The sequence below is a fragment of the Porphyromonas somerae DSM 23386 genome (assembly GCF_000372405.1).
GTDB lineage: Bacteria > Bacteroidota > Bacteroidia > Bacteroidales > Porphyromonadaceae > Porphyromonas_A > Porphyromonas_A somerae.
Map to the genome: position 1 here is coordinate 1 of NZ_AQVC01000026.1, position 17,202 is coordinate 17,202.

Consider the following 17,202-nt stretch of genomic DNA (forward strand, 5'->3'; position numbering starts at 1 on the left):
TACTACCGAAGCCCTATCTTCTCCACCATCCTCTCCAATGCCACAGCATGGGGAAGAGACCTCCAATTTAAGGAGGAAAGCGGAAAGCGAACCATCTCTATCAAAAAGGGCATTGATACCATAGGCAAAGCATACACAGCCCTCACAAAGCTAACCACCAAATAGAGAATGTTGCACGAAGGATGAGATGCAAGGCGCTGAGGATGAGGCCGAAGGGAGCGTACTCACGTACGTGACCTAGGCCGAATTCCGAAAGCAACGCCGCAGATCGCCTTCGTGCAACAGTCTCAAATAACTCCCATCGCCATACACCACACACCCCAATATGCTAGCTCACCCTCCAAAATAGGTAGCTCAGCTATATTTATTATCTTTGTAGGATAATAATGAGAAGTATTATGAGATATATACCCCTACAGATACTACTGCTACTAACACTACTCTTCAGCTGCAAGCCCGAGGAGGAGAGGATGGTCATACAGCCAAATGAACTACGAGAGGTGGGCAAACTTGAGTTGGTGGAGTATCGTAGCGAAGAGATATTCGTTATCTCCTCCGACCAAAAGAGTCTGGAGAGTATCCGTTCACTTGAGGAGGCAGCCGATTACCTCAGCAGCCTATTTGAGATAGGCGACCGCATAGGCATCTACTCCTTTGACTTCTACACCATCGCCTACATCAACCTCTACAATCTCCAAGATAGCGACCTCCAATACGATCAGGAGAACAAGTCCATCCAGCTCACCCTCCCCCCAATCGAGGTAGAGCCCATCGGGCGAGGTGGCACCCTCAAATTGCTCCACGAGCGGGTCAATGGCAATAAAAAGTCCATCACCAGTGAGGAGCGACAAAATATGCAGCGACAAGCGGTGGCACTTGCCAAGCAAAACCTCCGCCCAGGCACACCCAAATATCAAGAATTAGTGACCAAGGCACAAAGCAAGGCCCAAGCTTACTTCACCAGCATCCTAAGGGCACGAGGGTACGAAGAGATAGAGATTAGATTTACACAGTCCTATGAAAAAGCGAATTAAGTGGCTTCTAGCCCTCATCATCATAGGGGTCATAGCCCTATTGCTCTTCCTTTTTCTTCCCAAAAGAGCAAAGAGCGAGAAGCAGCCCGAGATATTTCTCTCCGTAGCAAGCGACCTACGCGAGATGGTTCGGCTCACCACCATAGAGGGCGAGCGAATCGTCCCCATCACCTACAAAGGCAAAGGGGTCTCGGCATTCGGCATCGGCCACTACCGTGCACGCATCTCCTTTGATGTGGAGAATATACAGCAAGCCATCCAAGGGGATACCATCTATCTGGTACTCCCCGAGCCACAGGTGCAGATACTAGAGCACGAGGAGAATGGCTTCACCGTCTACGACGTATGGGGCAATAATATCGCCACCCGCATCTTCGGTGCCAAGCTAAGCGTCGCAGATGAAAATGAGATGAAAAGAAAAGCCATGCGACAGCTCCAGAGCGACCTCCGTCAAGATGGCACTACAGAAAGGGCAAAGGCAGAGGCAAGAGAGCTACTCCATAAAATGTTTGGCATAGTGCCAGGCACCGTTATTGTACTCGACACTCCAGCAGCCCTTCCACCCACAGCCCAACCAATTCCATTAGACCAACCAACACTTTACATTCAGAAACAAGATGAAATACAATAGACGCAAGACCACTCCCGCCCACATTGGCAATATTACCATAGGAGGCGATGCCCCCATCGTGATTCAGTCGATGACCAATGTAGACACCAATGATATAGAGGCGTCGGTAGCACAGATTCTCCGACTAGAGCAAGCAGGTGCAGAGCTAGTACGCCTCACCGCCCAAGGCACCAAAGAAGCCAAGGCTCTCGGCACCATTGAGGCAGAGATCAGGGCAAAAGGGGCTAAGATCCCTCTTTCGGCCGATATTCACTTCAACCCAAGAGCGGCATACGAGGCGGCTCTCCATGTAGAGAAGGTACGCATCAACCCAGGCAACTTCTACGATCCCGCCCGAAAGTTTCAGAAGATCAACTTTACCGACGAAGAGTACCAAGCAGAGGTAGAGGCTCTTCAGTCCAATTTCGAAACCTTCCTCCGCCACTGCCAAGCCCACCACACCGCACTCCGAATAGGTGTTAATCACGGCTCCCTATCCGATAGAATCATGAGCCAGTATGGCGATACCCCCAGCGGTATGGTAGAAAGCTGTATGGAGTACCTAGAGGTGTGCCACCGCATTCACTTCCACGATGTGGTCATCTCCATCAAGAGCTCCAATCCTCTTGTGATGACCGAGACGGTACGAGCTCTTATCGAGAGAATGGACCAAGCTGGCATGCACTACCCACTGCACCTGGGAGTTACCGAAGCTGGTAATGGCGAAGATGGGCGCATCAAGAGTGCTATTGGCATTGGTGCCCTCCTAGCAGAAGGGATTGGCGATACTATCCGCGTCAGCCTTTCGGAAGAGCCCGAGGCGGAGATACCAGTTGCCAAGGTACTTCTCCACTGTGTAGAGGAGTTGGCAAAAGCAACACCCCTTGATTTCTCACCCCGTTGTCAACCCTTCCGAAGCGAGGAGAAGCCACTCGTGATGATGGATGCTCACCCCTACTTCGCCCAATTACATCCAGCAGACCGACCCGATATAGAGGTGACCGAAACAACACCCTTCATCCGAATCACCGACCAAGAAGCCCTCTCGGGTGAGGTGCCAGAGTTACCAGAGGGCAAGCAATTAGTGGTACGACTTACTGGTGCAACTGCCCCCACCCTGATGCTCGAAGCACTCGATCATACCCTTTCCCTACCTTATATATTAGAAATCGATTGCACCCAGCACTCCCTTGAGGAGCTACCCACATGGTTGGGCTTCCAACTCGGTGGGGCACTGATGCGAGGGCAGTTAAGTGGTCTATATCTACGTAGACACGAGGAAGATGCTCTCGCCCTCTGCAGTATCGCATTTGGCTTACTACAGGCTTCACGCCGTCGCATCTCACGCACCGACTACATCTCTTGCCCCAGCTGCGGACGCACTCTATTTGACCTCCAAAGCACTGTTGCCAAGATAAAGGAGGCAACCAAGCACCTGCGGGGACTAAAGATCGGGGTGATGGGCTGCATCGTCAATGGACCTGGTGAGATGGCCGATGCCGACTATGGCTATGTAGGAAGTGCACCAGGAAAGGTGGACCTCTACAAGGCCAAGGAGCGCCTCAAAAGGAACATCCCACAGGAGGAAGCGGTGAAGGAATTGATCGAACTGATCAAAGCACACGGAGACTGGAAGGACCCAGAATAACCTTTATATCATAATGAGACAATGGAAATAAAACAACTACCACTGCCAGGACTACAATTAGTAAGCACCAAAAGATACGACGACGAGCGAGGATACTTTATGGAGGTCTTCAAAGAGGCCGAGCTCGCGGAGCAACTCACCGACCACCCCCACTTTATCCAAGATAATATGAGCTGCTCACACCGTGGTGTATTCCGCGGTATGCACACCCAAGCAGCACCAATGGCTCAAGCTAAGTTGGTACGCTGTGTATCGGGTCGCATCATTGACTTTGTTATGGATATAGACCCCACTTCTCCCACATTTGGAGAGGTCTATGGCGTAGAGCTCACCCCAGAAAGTGGCCTAGCCCTCTATATCCCCAAGATATATGCACACGGATTTTTGGCACTAGAGGATAATAGCAGAGTACTTTACAAGGTCGATGCCCCCTACTCCCCTAGCCACGAGCGGGCATTCAACTACCAACACCCTCAGCTCATCACTGAGCTCCAAAAGTACCTCCCTCTCGACCAACTCATCATCTCCGACAAAGACAAAGCCGCTCCCACCCTCCACAAGTAGCCACCAACAGTCGGATTTAAGAAGGACCTCCTTGGAGGTCCGATTTGTCGTAGCCCCCATTCGAGGCTCGTAGAGCCGATGAATGGGGGTAAATAAGGCGGAGCAAAAATCACGACCCCTTGTGGGTCGGACAACCCACTCTAGGATTACTTGTGATGTCCTAGACCCTAAAGTCCGACCCACAAGGGGTCGATATTGTGTATTATACATTCTTTCCCCCGGTCGTTCGGGCTACGCCCTCCGACACGGGGGCTACAACAAATCGGACCTCTCCGAGGTCCTTACTCATAGACACCCCGCTAAAACCATACGGTGTGAACTTCCTAATGCGTAACCCCTGTTCATGAGACGCTCCCTGCCTAGATTTTTACACATCTAAATAAGGCAAAAAAAACAACTAAAGGGAGTCACAGAAACCGCCTTTACAACCGATTGGAATTCAATACTATACAAAAGCGTTTACCGAGTTGCAACTAAGCAATCGGCGAGTTGCAACTCGTCAAATGCTTAGTTGCAACTCGCCGATTGCTTAGTTGCAACTCAACTTTTACCCTACTAACATAGGAATTTTATGGAGGGCTCAGAGATACGATCACCCCATCTTTTTACCTTGCCCCAGATAAGCCGCCCTCCCCTCAAGTAATTGTATGGTGAAGATAAAAATGCGTAACGCAAGTTGATTGGAAGGATCAGGCATCTCATTCTCACACAATAATTGTCTTGGAATGGGCTCATGTTTGGATAGCTCCGCATAAAATGCTAAATTTGTCCATAATCAAAACTAAAATAGAAGGGGGAAAAGGGGCATATTAATATGGAAGACCAAGCAGGTATTATCCGAAGTATCCTAGATACAGACCTATATAAGTTTAGCACGAGCTACGCCTATGCTAAGCTTTTCCCAAGGGCAAGGGGTAGATTTGCCTTTGTAGATAGGGCAAATACTATTTACCCAAAAGGGTTTGCGAGCAAAGTGGAGGAGCAGCTCCACAAAATGACTTCTCTACGGCTAACGGATGAGGAGGCAGATTTCCTCAGTCGTGAGTGTCCTTACATTCCGCCATTTTATATTGACTACCTGCGGGGCTATCAATTTGACCCACGGGAGGTGGATGTTTGCCAAGATGAGGAGGGGCACCTCCATATCACTGCAGAAGGGCTGCTCTATAGGATTACTCTTTGGGAGACCCCTATCCTAGCCATTGTCTCGGAGCTCTATTATCTTGTGACTGGGCAGGAGCCCGACTTGGAGCATGTGCGTAAGGTGACGATAGAGAAGGCTCAGATCATGAAGGAGCACAAGCTACAGGTATCTCTATTCGGCATGAGACGTCGATTTAGTGCCGAGGTGGAGGATACGGTAACGCAACTTCTAAAAGAGCATGCTGGCGAAAGCCTTTATGGCACTAGTAACGTCTACTACGCTATGAAGCACCACTTGAGAGTCACTGGTACACACCCACATGAGTGGGTTCAGTTTCACGCTGCGATCTATGGCTACAAGATGGCCAACTATATGGCGATGGAGGATTGGATCAATGTCTATGACGGCGACCTCGGAACGGTGCTCACCGATACCTATACCACCGATGTCTTTATGCAAAACTTTAGCAAAAAGCATGCGATGCTCTTCACCTCGATGCGACACGATAGTGGCGACCCTTATGCGTTTGTAGAGAAGGCGATTAAGAGGTACGAGGAACTGAAGATCAATCCGATGCTGAAGTACATTGTATTTAGTGATAGCCTCACTATTCCCAAGGCGGTGGAGATCAAGGAGTATTGTGCCTCTCGAATCCCAGCCACCTTTGGTGTGGGCACCAATCTCACCAATGATGTGGGCAATGATACTGTGCCAAGAAACATTGTGATGAAGCTAATCGGTTGCCAAATCTCTCCCCGACAGAAGTGGCACCACTGTATTAAGCTATCGGATGTAGAGGGCAAGCACATTGGCGACCCTGAGGAGATAGAATTGGCACAGAGGACTCTCGGAATTAAGCAATAAACTAGAGCAAAATAATAAATCATGGAAAACAAACAGACTAGAAGAGGCGAGTTGCCGGAAAATGCGTATCGCCCACTGAAGCCCGGAGAGAGCTACCACCCTGTAGTGGGACCAGAGCAAAATCCGAAGCAAGCAACCGCCTACAGTGTTGGTTGGGGATTGATTATGGCGGTCATCTTTAGTGCCGCTACAGCCTATCTGGGCCTCAAGGTAGGACAGGTATTTGAAGCAGCGATCCCAATTGCCATTATTGCTGCAGGACTCACTACAGCGACGAAGCGCAAGGGAGCTCTTCTAGAGAATGTGATGATTCAGAGTATTGGAGCCTCGAGTGGTGTGGTGGTAGCTGGTGCTATCTTTACCATTCCTGCTATCTATATCCTAAAGGCGAAGTACCCTGAGATGACTGTCAACTTCCTACAGATATTTGTCAGCTCGCTCCTTGGCGGTGTATTGGGAATATTGATGCTTATCCCATTCCGTAAGTATTTTGTGAAGGATATGCATGGTCAATACCCCTTCCCTGAAGCTACAGCTACCACTCAGGTGCTACTAAGTAGCGAAAAGGGAGGTGCCCAAGCAAAGCCTCTTCTTATCTCGGGATTGATTGGTGGTCTTTACGACTTTGCCGTCTCTACCTTTGGGGCATGGCACGAGGTGTTTAGCTCAAAGGTATTGCCTTGGGGTCAATCCATTGCCGAAAAGGCAAAGCTAGAATTCAATATCAATACCGGAGCAGCGGTGATGGGTCTTGGCTACATCATCGGCTTGAAGTATGCTACTATTATATGCGCTGGATCGGCACTTGTATGGTGGGTGATTGTACCTGTAATGAACCTCGTTTGGGGTGGCGATATTATTACCTTTGGAGATCCTAGCATCACTCAGACCATTGGAGAGATGAGTGCAACGGATATCTTCTTCCACTATGGTCGTAACATCGGTATCGGAGGTATTGCCATGGCTGGACTTATCAGCATCTATAATAACCGAAAGATCATCACTGGTGCGGTGAGCCTCGCAAGTAGAGAGCTCAAGCAAAAGGGCAATAATGAGGAGGGCAACCAACCTCGTACCGACCGAGACATCACTATGAAGATGGTGGTTTGGGGTATCCTTTTGGCACTTGTTTGCATCGGTATCTTTTTCTACTTCGGTGTGGTACAGCGTAACCTTATGTGGGCGGTGATAGCACTGATACTTGTGGCTCTGATTGCCTTCCTTTTCACCACCGTTGCAGCGAATGCTATTGCGATTGTCGGCTCCAATCCGGTATCAGGAATGACACTAATGACCCTTATCGTAGCAAGCGTGGTGCTGGTAGCGGTAGGCATGGAGGGACCAAGTGGTATGGTTTCGGCACTCGTAATCGGAGTGGTGGTTTGTACTGCTCTTTCTATGGCGGGCGGCTTTATCACTGACCTTAAGATCGGTTACTGGCTGGGAACTACCCCAAAGGTGCAGGAGAGCTGGAAGTTCCTTGGTACTCTAGTCTCTGCAGCTACAGTTTGTGGTGTGGTAATTCTACTGGAGAAGGCGTACGGCTTTACAGGTGAGAATGCTCTACAAGCACCACAGGCCAATGCGATGGCGGCTCTTATTGAGCCACTCATGACTGGCTCAGGAGCTAAATGGCTTCTCTACGGCATTGGTGCAGCTTTGGCACTACTGCTCACCTTTGTAAAGGTGCCTGCCCTACCATTCGCACTCGGTATGTTTATCCCTCTACACCTTAACCTTCCTCTATTGGCAGGTGGGTTTATCAGCTGGTATCTCAGCACAAGGTCCAAGGACGAGAAGCTCAATAAGGCTCGCCAAGACAAGGGTACCCTACTTGCATCGGGCTTTATCGCTGGAGGTGCGTTGATGGGTGTGGTGAGTGCTATCCTGAAGCTAGCTGGGGCTGAGCTAACTCTCACTGCATGGCAAGCCAACCCATGGAGCCATGTACTCACCGTGGTGATGTACCTAGCTATATTCACCTATTTGATTCGCTCAAGCAAAAAAGCTAAGCCTGAGGCATAACACATATTATATATGAGTAAAGAGATAAAAGGTCTAGAGACAGTCCAAGAGGTAATGAGCCACTTGGGACTAGAGAATAAGGAGCTGAAAAACCTTTATGATCCTATGGCCTATATTATGGACTTGGGAGGTAAGCGGCTGAGACCATTGGTACTACTGCTTTCTTACCAAGCCTATAAGCCAAATGGTTCAGTAGAGGCTGTGGCACCCGCGATGCGGGCGATTGAATTGTTTCACAACTTCACGCTCCTCCACGATGATGTGATGGACGATGCTCCAATGCGACGGGGCAAGCCATCGGTTTATAAGAAATGGGGACTTAATACTGCCATCCTCTCTGGTGATGGGATGCTGATAGAGGCCTACAAGCATCTAGCACAGCTTTCGCCAGAGAAGCTACCGCATGCCCTTGAGATATTCAATGATATGGGGAGTGCAGTTTGCGAAGGGCAGCAGTATGATATGGACTTTGAACAGTTACCACTTAGCCAGATGAGTATGAGCGACTACCTAGGGATGATACGGCTCAAGACCTCTTACCTATTTTGCGGTGCAGCCTCGCTAGGTGCTTACTTGGCAGATGCCCCTGAAGCAGACCGGAAGTTGCTTTGGGAGGCAATTGAAAAGATGGGGCTAGCCTTTCAGATCAAGGATGACTACCTAGATATCTATAGCAAGCCAGGCTTTGGAAAGGTGCAAGGTGGGGATATCCTCGAAGGGAAGCGGACTTGGTTGCTCCTCTCTGCTTATGCTAAGGATAGCAAGGAGGTACTTGCGGCCCTTGACCTGAAGGACAATGAGCAAAAGATTGCTAGAATGACTCAGCTATACAGCGACCTCGGCATTCGCGATGCAGCCCTTGAGGAGGTGGAGCGACAAAGCAAGGAGGCAACAAAGATACTGGATCAGCTATCAGTAGCTGAGGAGAATATTGAGCCACTTCGCCAACTATTCCTTACCCTAGTAAGAAGAGAGGTGTGATGATCCCTATCATTGATACACATTGCCACCTTTACTATCAGGACGAGTCGCCTCGGCTTGACTTTTCCAAGGATTTGGACGAGGTGATAGCACGGAGTAAAGCGGCAGGAGTCACCTATGCACTTTTGCCCAACATCGACAGCGAGAGCTATCCACTGATGATGGCACTCGCTGAGCGATACCCCGACTATTGCCGTCCGATGATTGGGCTACACCCCACCAATGTGGATGCTCGGTGGGAGAGTCAGCTACGTTTTGTAGAAGAGAAGTTGGCCTCATCAAGTGAATCATTTATTGCAATTGGTGAGATAGGGCTCGACTACCATTGGAGCATGGAGTATCAAAAGGAGATGCAAGAGGTCTTTAGACGCCAATTGGATTGGGCAGTACAATACCACCTACCGGTGAGTATTCACAGCCGAGATGCCGAAGAGGAAACCATTGACCTACTAGCTACCTATCAGGCGCGAGGCCTGCAAGGCATCGTCCACTCCTTTGGTGGGGACAAGCGGCAACTAGAGCGGGTAAGAGATGAGCTACCCAACTTTATGGTCGGCGTTAATGGGACACTCACCTTTAAGAATAACCCACTCGCCTCCTATCTCTCTTGCTACCCCATTGAACGGGTGGTGGTAGAGACCGATGCCCCCTTTTTAGCACCAGTACCCTACAGAGGCAAGCGAAATGAACCCGCCTACCTCACGAAGGTAGTCGAAAAGCTACAAGAGGTATATGCACTCCCGGAGGTGGCGGTGAGGCAACATTTATTTGACAATTCAAAAAAAATATATAACCTGCACATATAAGTGCTATAGCTCAATAATTCAAATACAATCAATGAGTTACGGCATAAGAAACAAGAGATTAAGAGAGAATAAAAACAAATAAACAACAAAAAACCGCCCCAAAAGTGGGTAGATACAAAGAAATAGATTAGATTTGTAGAGTAATTGGACAATGAACCGTCCAAGAATCAACTGGAGAGATGCTCGAGTGGTTGAAGAGGCACGCCTGGAAAGCGTGTATACGCCTAAAGCGTATCGAGGGTTCGAATCCCTCTCTCTCCGCATTAATATAATATGAATAAGAAAGTAATTTATCACTAAACTTAAAAAGAGAACTTACAATGAAAAAAATTCTAGCAAGTATCGCACTGTTTGGATTGCTGTCACTAGGCACAGCAAACGCAGTCTTTGCACAAGACGAGGCACAAGCTCCCGACTCTGAGGTGACTACTGATGAGGTAGCAGCTCCTGCTGAGGAAGCAGCTCCTGTTGAGGAAATGGCTGCTGAGGATATCACTGTAGCAAATGAGGGTGGTTTCCACCAAGCACTTAAGACTAAGTTTATCGAGGGTGGTGCAGAGTTTATGGCTGCTATCGCTATCGTACTTATCCTAGGTCTAGCATTCTGCCTTGAGAGAATTATCTACCTCAACCTAGCAGATGTAAATAACGAGAAGTTCCTAGACGAAATTGATGCAAGGCTTCAAGCTAATGATATCAACGGTGCACTAGAGCTAGCACGCGACACTAGAGGTCCTGTAGCTTCTGTAACCTTCCAGGCTATCAGCCGTATCGATCAAGGCATTGAGGCAGTTGAGCGTTCTATCACTGCTTATGGTGGTGTACAGGCTGGTCTACTTGAGAAGAACATGTCTTGGATCACTCTATTTATCGCTACTGCTCCATCACTAGGGTTCTTGGGTACCGTGATCGGTATGGTGACCGCTTTTGATAAGATCGAGCAAGTAGGTGACATCTCTCCTACAGTAGTAGCAGGAGGTATGAAGGTAGCTCTTATCACTACTATCTTCGGTCTGATCGTAGCTATGATCCTTCAGATCTTCTACAACTATATCCTATCTAAGTACGAGGGTGTACTCAACAAGATGGAGGATAGCTCTATCACTCTTGTAGACACTATCGTAGCTCACCAGGAGAAGTTTGCTCGCAAATAATCACAAAAGAAAGGAAATATTATGGCAGTAAGTAAAATCAGAAAGATTTCAAGCTATTCACTACTTGCTCTAGCCATCCTTACTATAATAGTAACCATCGCTTTCTTCGCAGGAGGGTACATTGACCCTAATGCTGCAAAGCCAGAGCCAAAGTTTACTAATGCAATATTCTATCTAATGTACTGCGCACTGGGCGTTACGCTCCTAGCGATGATAGGATTTGCCATTGTGGGATTTGCTAGCAACCTCAAAGACCCCAAGAGACGCCGTGCGTCACTCACTGGTCTTGTATCATTCATAGCAATTATTGTGCTACTCGTGATCACGTACGCCATTGGCTCTACGGATCCAGTATCACTGAGTTTAGATTTCCAAAAATACAATACAGACTTTTATCTTAAGTTTGCAGATATGTGGCTATACAGCATCTACGTGGTGCTGGGCATCAATATCCTTGCACTTATAGTATTTGCTATTAAAGGGGCTCTACGCTCAAAGAAGTAAGAAGTAACACTTAAAAGAAAGGATTTAAAATGGCACGTGGAAAGAAAAAAGTACCCGGCATCAATGGGTCTTCAACCGCCGATATCTCTTTTATCATGCTACTCTTCTTCCTACTAACTACATCTATGGGATCAGATAGTGGTTTGGCAAGACAATTACCACCATCTGTACCACCAGATCAACAGGATATTGCCATTGACGTCAACCGCCGAAATATGCTCCGTGTATTGGTTAATACACGTGGACAAATCCTTGCTAATGGTGAGGTGGTGGAGCTTGACGGGCTACGCGAAAAGGTTAAGGAGTTCGTTCTCAATGAGAATGATCGTGCCGACCTTGCAGAGCGTACAGTGGAGACATTTCCCTTGGTTGGTGCACAGAAAGTAACTAAGAACCACGTTATTTCACTCACCAACGATGTGGACACTAAGTATAGTGACTATATCGCAGTACAGAATGAGCTTACCAAAGCTTATATGGAAGTGAGAGATATGATGTGCAAGAGATTCTTTGGTGTATCACTGGAGGATGCTTCAACAGCACAACAAGAGGTAATGGTAGATATGTACCCTCAGAAGATATCTGAGGCTAACCCAAAAGAGTACGGTAAGAAAAATAAGTAACGAGTACACATTATGAGCAGATTTACGAAAGGTGGCACCCGTGAAGTACCAGAGCTGAATACCATGTCGCTTCCCGACTTGATTTTCGCTTTCCTATTCTTCATTATGATGGTAACCTCAATGCGTGAAGTGACTATGATGGTACAGGTTTCACTTCCCCATGCTACGGAACTAACGAAGATGGAGAAGAAGTCACTAGCTACTTATATCTATATGGGTCAGCCACTTCAGATGTACCAAGATAAGTACGGTACTGAGGCTACAATTCAACTAAACGATAAGTTCGCGACTACAGCAGAGATCTTTGACTATATCGCACAGGAGAAGTCGTCTATGTCAGAGGCAGATGCCCCTTACATGACTACCATCCTTAAGATTGACAAAGATACTAAGATGGGTCTTGTAACTGACGTTAAGCAGAGACTAAGAGAGGCAGATGCACTGAAGATATTCTACAGTGCGATAAAGAGTAACGAATAATAGTTACCCACTTTATCCTGCCAACACATGATAGGCGACATCGCCCCTACACCACGTAGGGGCGATGTTTTTTATTATTAAGCTCCACCTCCTCATCGTCTTCAAGCTAAGCATCTATTTCGTTTGCTTAAAACAAACATTTATGTATATTTGCAATACCAAAGTATACAGAGAGAACTAAAATTATAGATTCAGTAAATGAACTAATAAAGATGGAGAATACGACTAAAACAAGAACAGAAGAGCAGCGTTTCCAGATACGCAAGAGTATCGGAATGTTCTTAGGCGTTGATGTATCAACACCAGATGAAAACAATGTAGTAACGGTGACGGACAAGCGACTTCTCAATGGTTGGCTACTTAATCAAGAGGAGTTAAAGGTCTTTGGACGAACCGTATACCCCGAGAGAAAATTCAAAATACGTGCGGAGGTATATCAATTAGATCTAGAACAGATAACCGTAGAGTGGATAAAAGAGCAGATGAAAGAATTGGGTATTAAGAGGTATGATATCATCCGTCAGCTAGCGATTGACAAATCCAGTCTATCGCTTATCCTGAGTGGCAAACGAGGATTATCCAATACGATGAAAGTAGCCTTCTTCTACTACTTCAATTCATACCTCCTCACAGAGCTCCACCGTAACCAAGTCACGGATGAGGAAGAGACAAAGAAATAATCTTGAATATCAAGAGTCAATTTACTAATGGAGACTGTTGCACGAAGGCGATCTGCGGCGTTGCTTTCGGAAATCGGCCTAGGCCACGTATGTGAGTACGCTCCCTTTGGTCTCATCTTTTTGTGTGTGCCTGGTGCCCTACGTGCACCTTGCCCTCAGCGTCTGGCATCTCATCCTTCGTGCAAAGTCTCAGCACAATTGCTTCAAATGTACGAGAATGGCACTTCATGCAACATTCTCTAATGATGTAACGGCCTATGTGAACTTCAACTCTAAGAAACATCTCCGCCTTTTCCTAGAAACGCTAACTTATTAATTCTTATTTTACAAAGATAGCATTATTGGGGCTTACACACTTTTTAGGGACAGTATCCTTCACTGCCGTTTGACTGCTTGTCCGCTTGATACGCCTTAGCATTAGGATTCTGTTCGTCCAGTAACGAATTATCTATTATTCCCTCTCTTAACCCAAGTTTGACCCCTATTGGAGTGTAAGTAACTGATACTGGGGTATTTGTAATTTTTTCAAGAGTTGCTGTGTACTACAAATTTTGTTTTTTCTAAATGAGTAGGTGGAATTCCTTTACTTTTCAGTTGTACTCGTATGTTATTGACCACCCAGTAGACGAGTAGTAACGAATAAATCCATCATTATTAACACAAAGAGCTTGCACGAGGAACTTGTAATTGCTCCTTATCTTATCTTTTCAGGTCTTTTCTCTTCGGTTCGTCCGAACTTAGCCATTTAACCACTCTGCTTACTTTCCTCAAAATAGAAGTTGGTGAGATCGTTTCAATTAAAAAAAACAACGACCCTAATGAAATCAGTATTTCACTCCTCATAAAGTCCAAGAACCACCCCAAAATATACTTCAGAGGTCAAACTAGGGCTATGTAAAGAAAAAGAAAATGAGTACGTTTGTAACAGCGGAAGTAATAACGCCACCCCATTGTCTAAAAATGGGGAACACTATAGTTCAACCTGAGATAAGTAAGATAATCAGTAGTTAGAAACAAAATTATTATTAGGTACAACTGACCAAGTTTTAAGCAAATGTCTAATATTGATTGTTTTGTTGTCAATAGTTTTTTGTTCTTTAATTTGACCATTATTCTTCTATTATGGATGCAAGGCAGTATTTGATTATAGATTTGGAAAGAAGAGGTGATAAGCAAATGTTTATCACCGAACAAGTTGCATCTATAAAGAGAAACGAAAATGGTTATTGGGCAGTTATATTTAGAACTTCTCCACGTGTTTTTCAATACAATCCAGCTCGCTTACTCTGCTTAACACAACCAGAGGTGGTAGACATAGATAATAAAGGACTGTATATAAATAATAAGCGTATTACTGGTATCGCTGAATTACTTCGATTCTCAGATCATAATCTCAGCTTTTATCGTATAACCTATACCAATGGTTATGCCGAAAGCCTTGAGGACAAGAATGTATATATTACCCGTACACCTATAAATGAGTGTGGCAGATCGACATGGGGTTATCTCAATAAGCTTGCCGAAGAGACGGGACTTTGTGATGAGGAGGGAAATAACGTTCTATCAAAAGGGTATAGCTTGATAGACTTAAAGCGAGACAATGTTCCTCTTGCTCAATACCTTGGGAATAAGAAAAAGTTGGCAACTTATTCATTACCAAAGCAAGTCTATTACCCTTTCGGATGTAATGCAAGCCAAAAGAGTGCGGTAGAGGCTGCTTTGACTAATCAAGTCAGTATTATCCAAGGACCTCCGGGTACAGGGAAAACACAGACTATTCTTAATATCATTGCTAATTTGCTTTTAGCGGATAAGAGTGTATTGGTCGTTTCCAACAACAACTCCGCAGTTGCTAATGTAGCAGAGAAACTGGAAAAAGAAGGGCTAGGCTTTATCGTTGCCCAGTTGGGTAATGCAGAAAATAAAAAATCCTTTATTGACCAACAAGTTCCATTTTATCCTAATATGGAGGGATGGCTGATAAATGATTTATCCACGATGAAGAAGGTAGCTAAGGAGTCTCTTAAGACAGTATCACAGGGCTTTGATGACCAGACAAATCAGGCAAAACTCAAGGCGGAGTATCAAGCTTTGATGACAGAGAAATACTATAGTGATTCGCAAAATGGTATTCACTCATTGAATACGGAGTGGTTATATCGTAAGCCTTCTAAAAAGCTGATGAAATTACTCACGCTTATCCAGTTAATGGAAGAGCAATCAAGGAAACCTAACCTTTGGTTTAGAATGAAATGGTCATTTGTCCTTGGTGTGCGGATGTTCTCTTTCTTGAAGAACGATATATCCCAAGTGACTGAAAGCTTACAAAAGGGATATTACAATAGTCGAAAAGCAGAGATCCAAAATGAGCTTAGTCAAATCTCCAGTAGGTTAGCTTCTATTGATCTCCACAATAGCGTGAAAACACTGACAAGTTCTTCACTACAGTTGCTTAAAGATAAAATGGCTCAACGCTACAAAGGTGGGAGACGACAGCTGTTTTCCTATACAGATTTCAAGAGCAGGACAGAAGCATTCTTAAAAGAGTACCCAATTGTACTGAGCAGTACATATAAGTCAAACTCCAACATTAGCCCAGACTATGTGTTTGACTATGTGATAATGGACGAAGCTTCGCAGGTGGATATTAAGACTGGAGCTTTAGCTTTATCTAGTGCAACAAATGCGGTAATCGTTGGTGATGACAAGCAACTACCCAATGTGGTGAGTCAAGAAGAGGCACTTGCTTTTAATGCAATACAGAGTTGTTATAATGTGCCTGATTGCTACAATGCAGTGACACATAGCTTCTTACAATCTTGCACAGAAATATTCAAGGATGCACCCACTACATTGCTGCGAGAGCATTATCGTTGTCATCCGAAGATTATTGAGTTCTGCAACCAGCGTTTTTACGATAGTGAACTTATTACTATGACTAATGATTCCAACGAAAGTGAAGTATTAAAGGTGGTACGGACTGTAGAAGGTAATCATGCACGTGGACGATTCAATCAAAGAGAAGTTGATGTCATAGTACAAGAGGTGTTGCCAAAATATACAGATAAGGGGAGTGTGGGGATTATTACTCCATATCGTGATCAAGCAGATGCTATCAATCTGAGACTAGGGCAGGATATTGCAAGCACAGTGCATAAGTATCAAGGACGTGAATGCGATACCATTATTATGAGCATGGTGGATAATGCCCCATCAGCATTCTCCGATGACTCTAATTTGCTCAATGTGGCCATCTCACGAGCTAAGACACATCTCTGTATTGTTTGCACAGGTAACGATTTTCCAGAGGACACTAATTTGCATCAACTTATTGATTACATTCAGTACAATAACTTTGAGGTAGTTGATAGCAAACTACATTCGGTGTTTGACATTCTCTACCAACAATATACAGCTGAGAGACTAGCCTATGAGGCAGACCATCCGAAAGTGTCAGAATACCTTTCAGAGAACCTCGTGTACAATACTTTAACACAAGCCTTGAAAGAGCTAGAGTTACATAATTTATCTGTTGTATGTCACTATCCTCTTTCAAAACTAATCTCAAGTTGGTCAGTTCTGAATGAAGAAGAACAAACCTTTGCAAAAAGCCCCTTTGCTCATATTGATTTTCTAATCTATAATAATATCACCAAGCGACCACAGATGGCGATTGAAGTAGATGGGTGGCACTTTCACAAGGAAAGTTCTGTTCAAGAAGTGCGAGACAAACTTAAAGATAGTATTCTCTACAAGTACGATCTTCCTTTATATCGTATTTCTACAACAGATACTATAACAATAAATAGCATTAAAAAACAACTAGAAGAAAATCTGGTAAATAAGGCTATATCGCAACAAAGTACTGGAATGTAACAAACAAGCTAAAAGATCAGATTTCACCTCAATTCCGCAGGCTGAGTTTTTATTGCTTTAGTCGGGTATTATTGAAGAATATTGCACGAAGAGCCATTCTCCAAATATGCAACAGTCACCAGATGTGTAACGATAACGCATATTAGAGGTACTTGCTTATCAACGATCGACCCGTTCCAATGATTTTGCGAAGGTGGGTGGAGGGGCAG

General features: G+C 45.5%; 14 protein-coding genes and 1 tRNA gene. All 15 read left to right on the forward strand.

From position 1 onward, the window contains the following. The first annotated feature begins 398 nt into the window (after positions 1-398). The 15 genes from A3GK_RS0106100 (at position 399) to A3GK_RS0106180 (ending at position 16,993) form a co-directional block, all read left to right on the forward strand. Entirely contained in the window at positions 399-1,034 is a 636-nt protein-coding gene (locus A3GK_RS0106100) for a DUF4230 domain-containing protein (RefSeq protein ID WP_162138143.1), read from the forward strand. After that, positions 1,018-1,665: a DUF4230 domain-containing protein gene (locus A3GK_RS0106105; RefSeq protein WP_018028588.1), complete on the forward strand. Its 648-nt coding sequence runs from the start codon at positions 1,018-1,020 to the stop codon at positions 1,663-1,665. The genes A3GK_RS0106100 and A3GK_RS0106105 overlap by 17 nt, the downstream gene beginning before the upstream one ends. Further along, on the forward strand, positions 1,652-3,292 hold the full coding sequence (gene ispG / locus A3GK_RS0106110; protein ID WP_018028589.1) for a (E)-4-hydroxy-3-methylbut-2-enyl-diphosphate synthase: 1,641 nt from the start codon (positions 1,652-1,654) through the stop codon (positions 3,290-3,292). The genes A3GK_RS0106105 and ispG overlap by 14 nt, the downstream gene beginning before the upstream one ends. A gap of 21 nt (positions 3,293-3,313) precedes the next feature. Then, positions 3,314-3,856, forward strand: a complete 543-nt coding sequence (locus A3GK_RS0106115; protein ID WP_018028590.1) for a dTDP-4-dehydrorhamnose 3,5-epimerase family protein — start codon at positions 3,314-3,316, stop codon at positions 3,854-3,856. An 814-nt stretch (positions 3,857-4,670) separates the two neighbouring features. After that, complete coding sequence (gene pncB, locus A3GK_RS0106125) at positions 4,671-5,864, forward strand: nicotinate phosphoribosyltransferase (protein WP_018028592.1); 1,194 nt, start codon at positions 4,671-4,673, stop codon at positions 5,862-5,864. 21 nt (positions 5,865-5,885) lie between these two features. Further along, positions 5,886-7,889 carry an OPT family oligopeptide transporter gene (locus A3GK_RS0106130; protein WP_018028593.1) on the forward strand — a complete coding sequence of 668 codons (2,004 nt, stop codon included), beginning with the start codon at positions 5,886-5,888 and terminating at the stop codon, positions 7,887-7,889. A gap of 12 nt (positions 7,890-7,901) precedes the next feature. After that, positions 7,902-8,870 carry a polyprenyl synthetase family protein gene (locus A3GK_RS0106135; RefSeq protein ID WP_018028594.1) on the forward strand — a complete coding sequence of 323 codons (969 nt, stop codon included), beginning with the start codon at positions 7,902-7,904 and terminating at the stop codon, positions 8,868-8,870. Beyond that, on the forward strand, positions 8,870-9,676 hold the full coding sequence (locus A3GK_RS0106140; RefSeq protein WP_018028595.1) for a TatD family hydrolase: 807 nt from the start codon (positions 8,870-8,872) through the stop codon (positions 9,674-9,676). The genes A3GK_RS0106135 and A3GK_RS0106140 overlap by 1 nt, the downstream gene beginning before the upstream one ends. A 173-nt stretch (positions 9,677-9,849) precedes the next feature. Continuing rightward, positions 9,850-9,937: transfer RNA gene (locus A3GK_RS0106145), tRNA-Ser, on the forward strand. Between the two features lie 59 nt (positions 9,938-9,996). After that, complete coding sequence (locus A3GK_RS0106150; protein WP_018028596.1) at positions 9,997-10,830, forward strand: MotA/TolQ/ExbB proton channel family protein; 834 nt, start codon at positions 9,997-9,999, stop codon at positions 10,828-10,830. A gap of 21 nt (positions 10,831-10,851) precedes the next feature. Then, entirely contained in the window at positions 10,852-11,334 is a 483-nt protein-coding gene (locus A3GK_RS0106155) for a hypothetical protein (RefSeq protein ID WP_018028597.1), read from the forward strand. A 29-nt stretch (positions 11,335-11,363) separates the two neighbouring features. After that, positions 11,364-11,957, forward strand: a complete 594-nt coding sequence (locus A3GK_RS0106160; protein ID WP_018028598.1) for an ExbD/TolR family protein — start codon at positions 11,364-11,366, stop codon at positions 11,955-11,957. A gap of 12 nt (positions 11,958-11,969) precedes the next feature. Then, positions 11,970-12,437, forward strand: a complete 468-nt coding sequence (locus A3GK_RS0106165; protein WP_018028599.1) for an ExbD/TolR family protein — start codon at positions 11,970-11,972, stop codon at positions 12,435-12,437. Between the two features lie 212 nt (positions 12,438-12,649). Beyond that, on the forward strand, positions 12,650-13,117 hold the full coding sequence (locus A3GK_RS10565) for a hypothetical protein (RefSeq protein ID WP_018028600.1): 468 nt from the start codon (positions 12,650-12,652) through the stop codon (positions 13,115-13,117). Between the two features lie 1,122 nt (positions 13,118-14,239). After that, entirely contained in the window at positions 14,240-16,993 is a 2,754-nt protein-coding gene (locus A3GK_RS0106180) for an AAA domain-containing protein (RefSeq protein WP_018028602.1), read from the forward strand. Positions 16,994-17,202 lie beyond the last annotated feature (209 nt).

Coding starts and splice junctions, on each gene's coding strand:
- A3GK_RS0106100 (WP_162138143.1), top strand. CDS start 399: ATGAGATATATACCCCTACAGATACTACTGCTACTAACACTACTCTTC.
- A3GK_RS0106105 (WP_018028588.1), top strand. CDS start 1,018: ATGAAAAAGCGAATTAAGTGGCTTCTAGCCCTCATCATCATAGGGGTC.
- ispG (WP_018028589.1), top strand. CDS start 1,652: ATGAAATACAATAGACGCAAGACCACTCCCGCCCACATTGGCAATATT.
- A3GK_RS0106115 (WP_018028590.1), top strand. CDS start 3,314: ATGGAAATAAAACAACTACCACTGCCAGGACTACAATTAGTAAGCACC.
- pncB (WP_018028592.1), top strand. CDS start 4,671: ATGGAAGACCAAGCAGGTATTATCCGAAGTATCCTAGATACAGACCTA.
- A3GK_RS0106130 (WP_018028593.1), top strand. CDS start 5,886: ATGGAAAACAAACAGACTAGAAGAGGCGAGTTGCCGGAAAATGCGTAT.
- A3GK_RS0106135 (WP_018028594.1), top strand. CDS start 7,902: ATGAGTAAAGAGATAAAAGGTCTAGAGACAGTCCAAGAGGTAATGAGC.
- A3GK_RS0106140 (WP_018028595.1), top strand. CDS start 8,870: ATGATCCCTATCATTGATACACATTGCCACCTTTACTATCAGGACGAG.
- A3GK_RS0106150 (WP_018028596.1), top strand. CDS start 9,997: ATGAAAAAAATTCTAGCAAGTATCGCACTGTTTGGATTGCTGTCACTA.
- A3GK_RS0106155 (WP_018028597.1), top strand. CDS start 10,852: ATGGCAGTAAGTAAAATCAGAAAGATTTCAAGCTATTCACTACTTGCT.
- A3GK_RS0106160 (WP_018028598.1), top strand. CDS start 11,364: ATGGCACGTGGAAAGAAAAAAGTACCCGGCATCAATGGGTCTTCAACC.
- A3GK_RS0106165 (WP_018028599.1), top strand. CDS start 11,970: ATGAGCAGATTTACGAAAGGTGGCACCCGTGAAGTACCAGAGCTGAAT.
- A3GK_RS10565 (WP_018028600.1), top strand. CDS start 12,650: ATGGAGAATACGACTAAAACAAGAACAGAAGAGCAGCGTTTCCAGATA.
- A3GK_RS0106180 (WP_018028602.1), top strand. CDS start 14,240: ATGGATGCAAGGCAGTATTTGATTATAGATTTGGAAAGAAGAGGTGAT.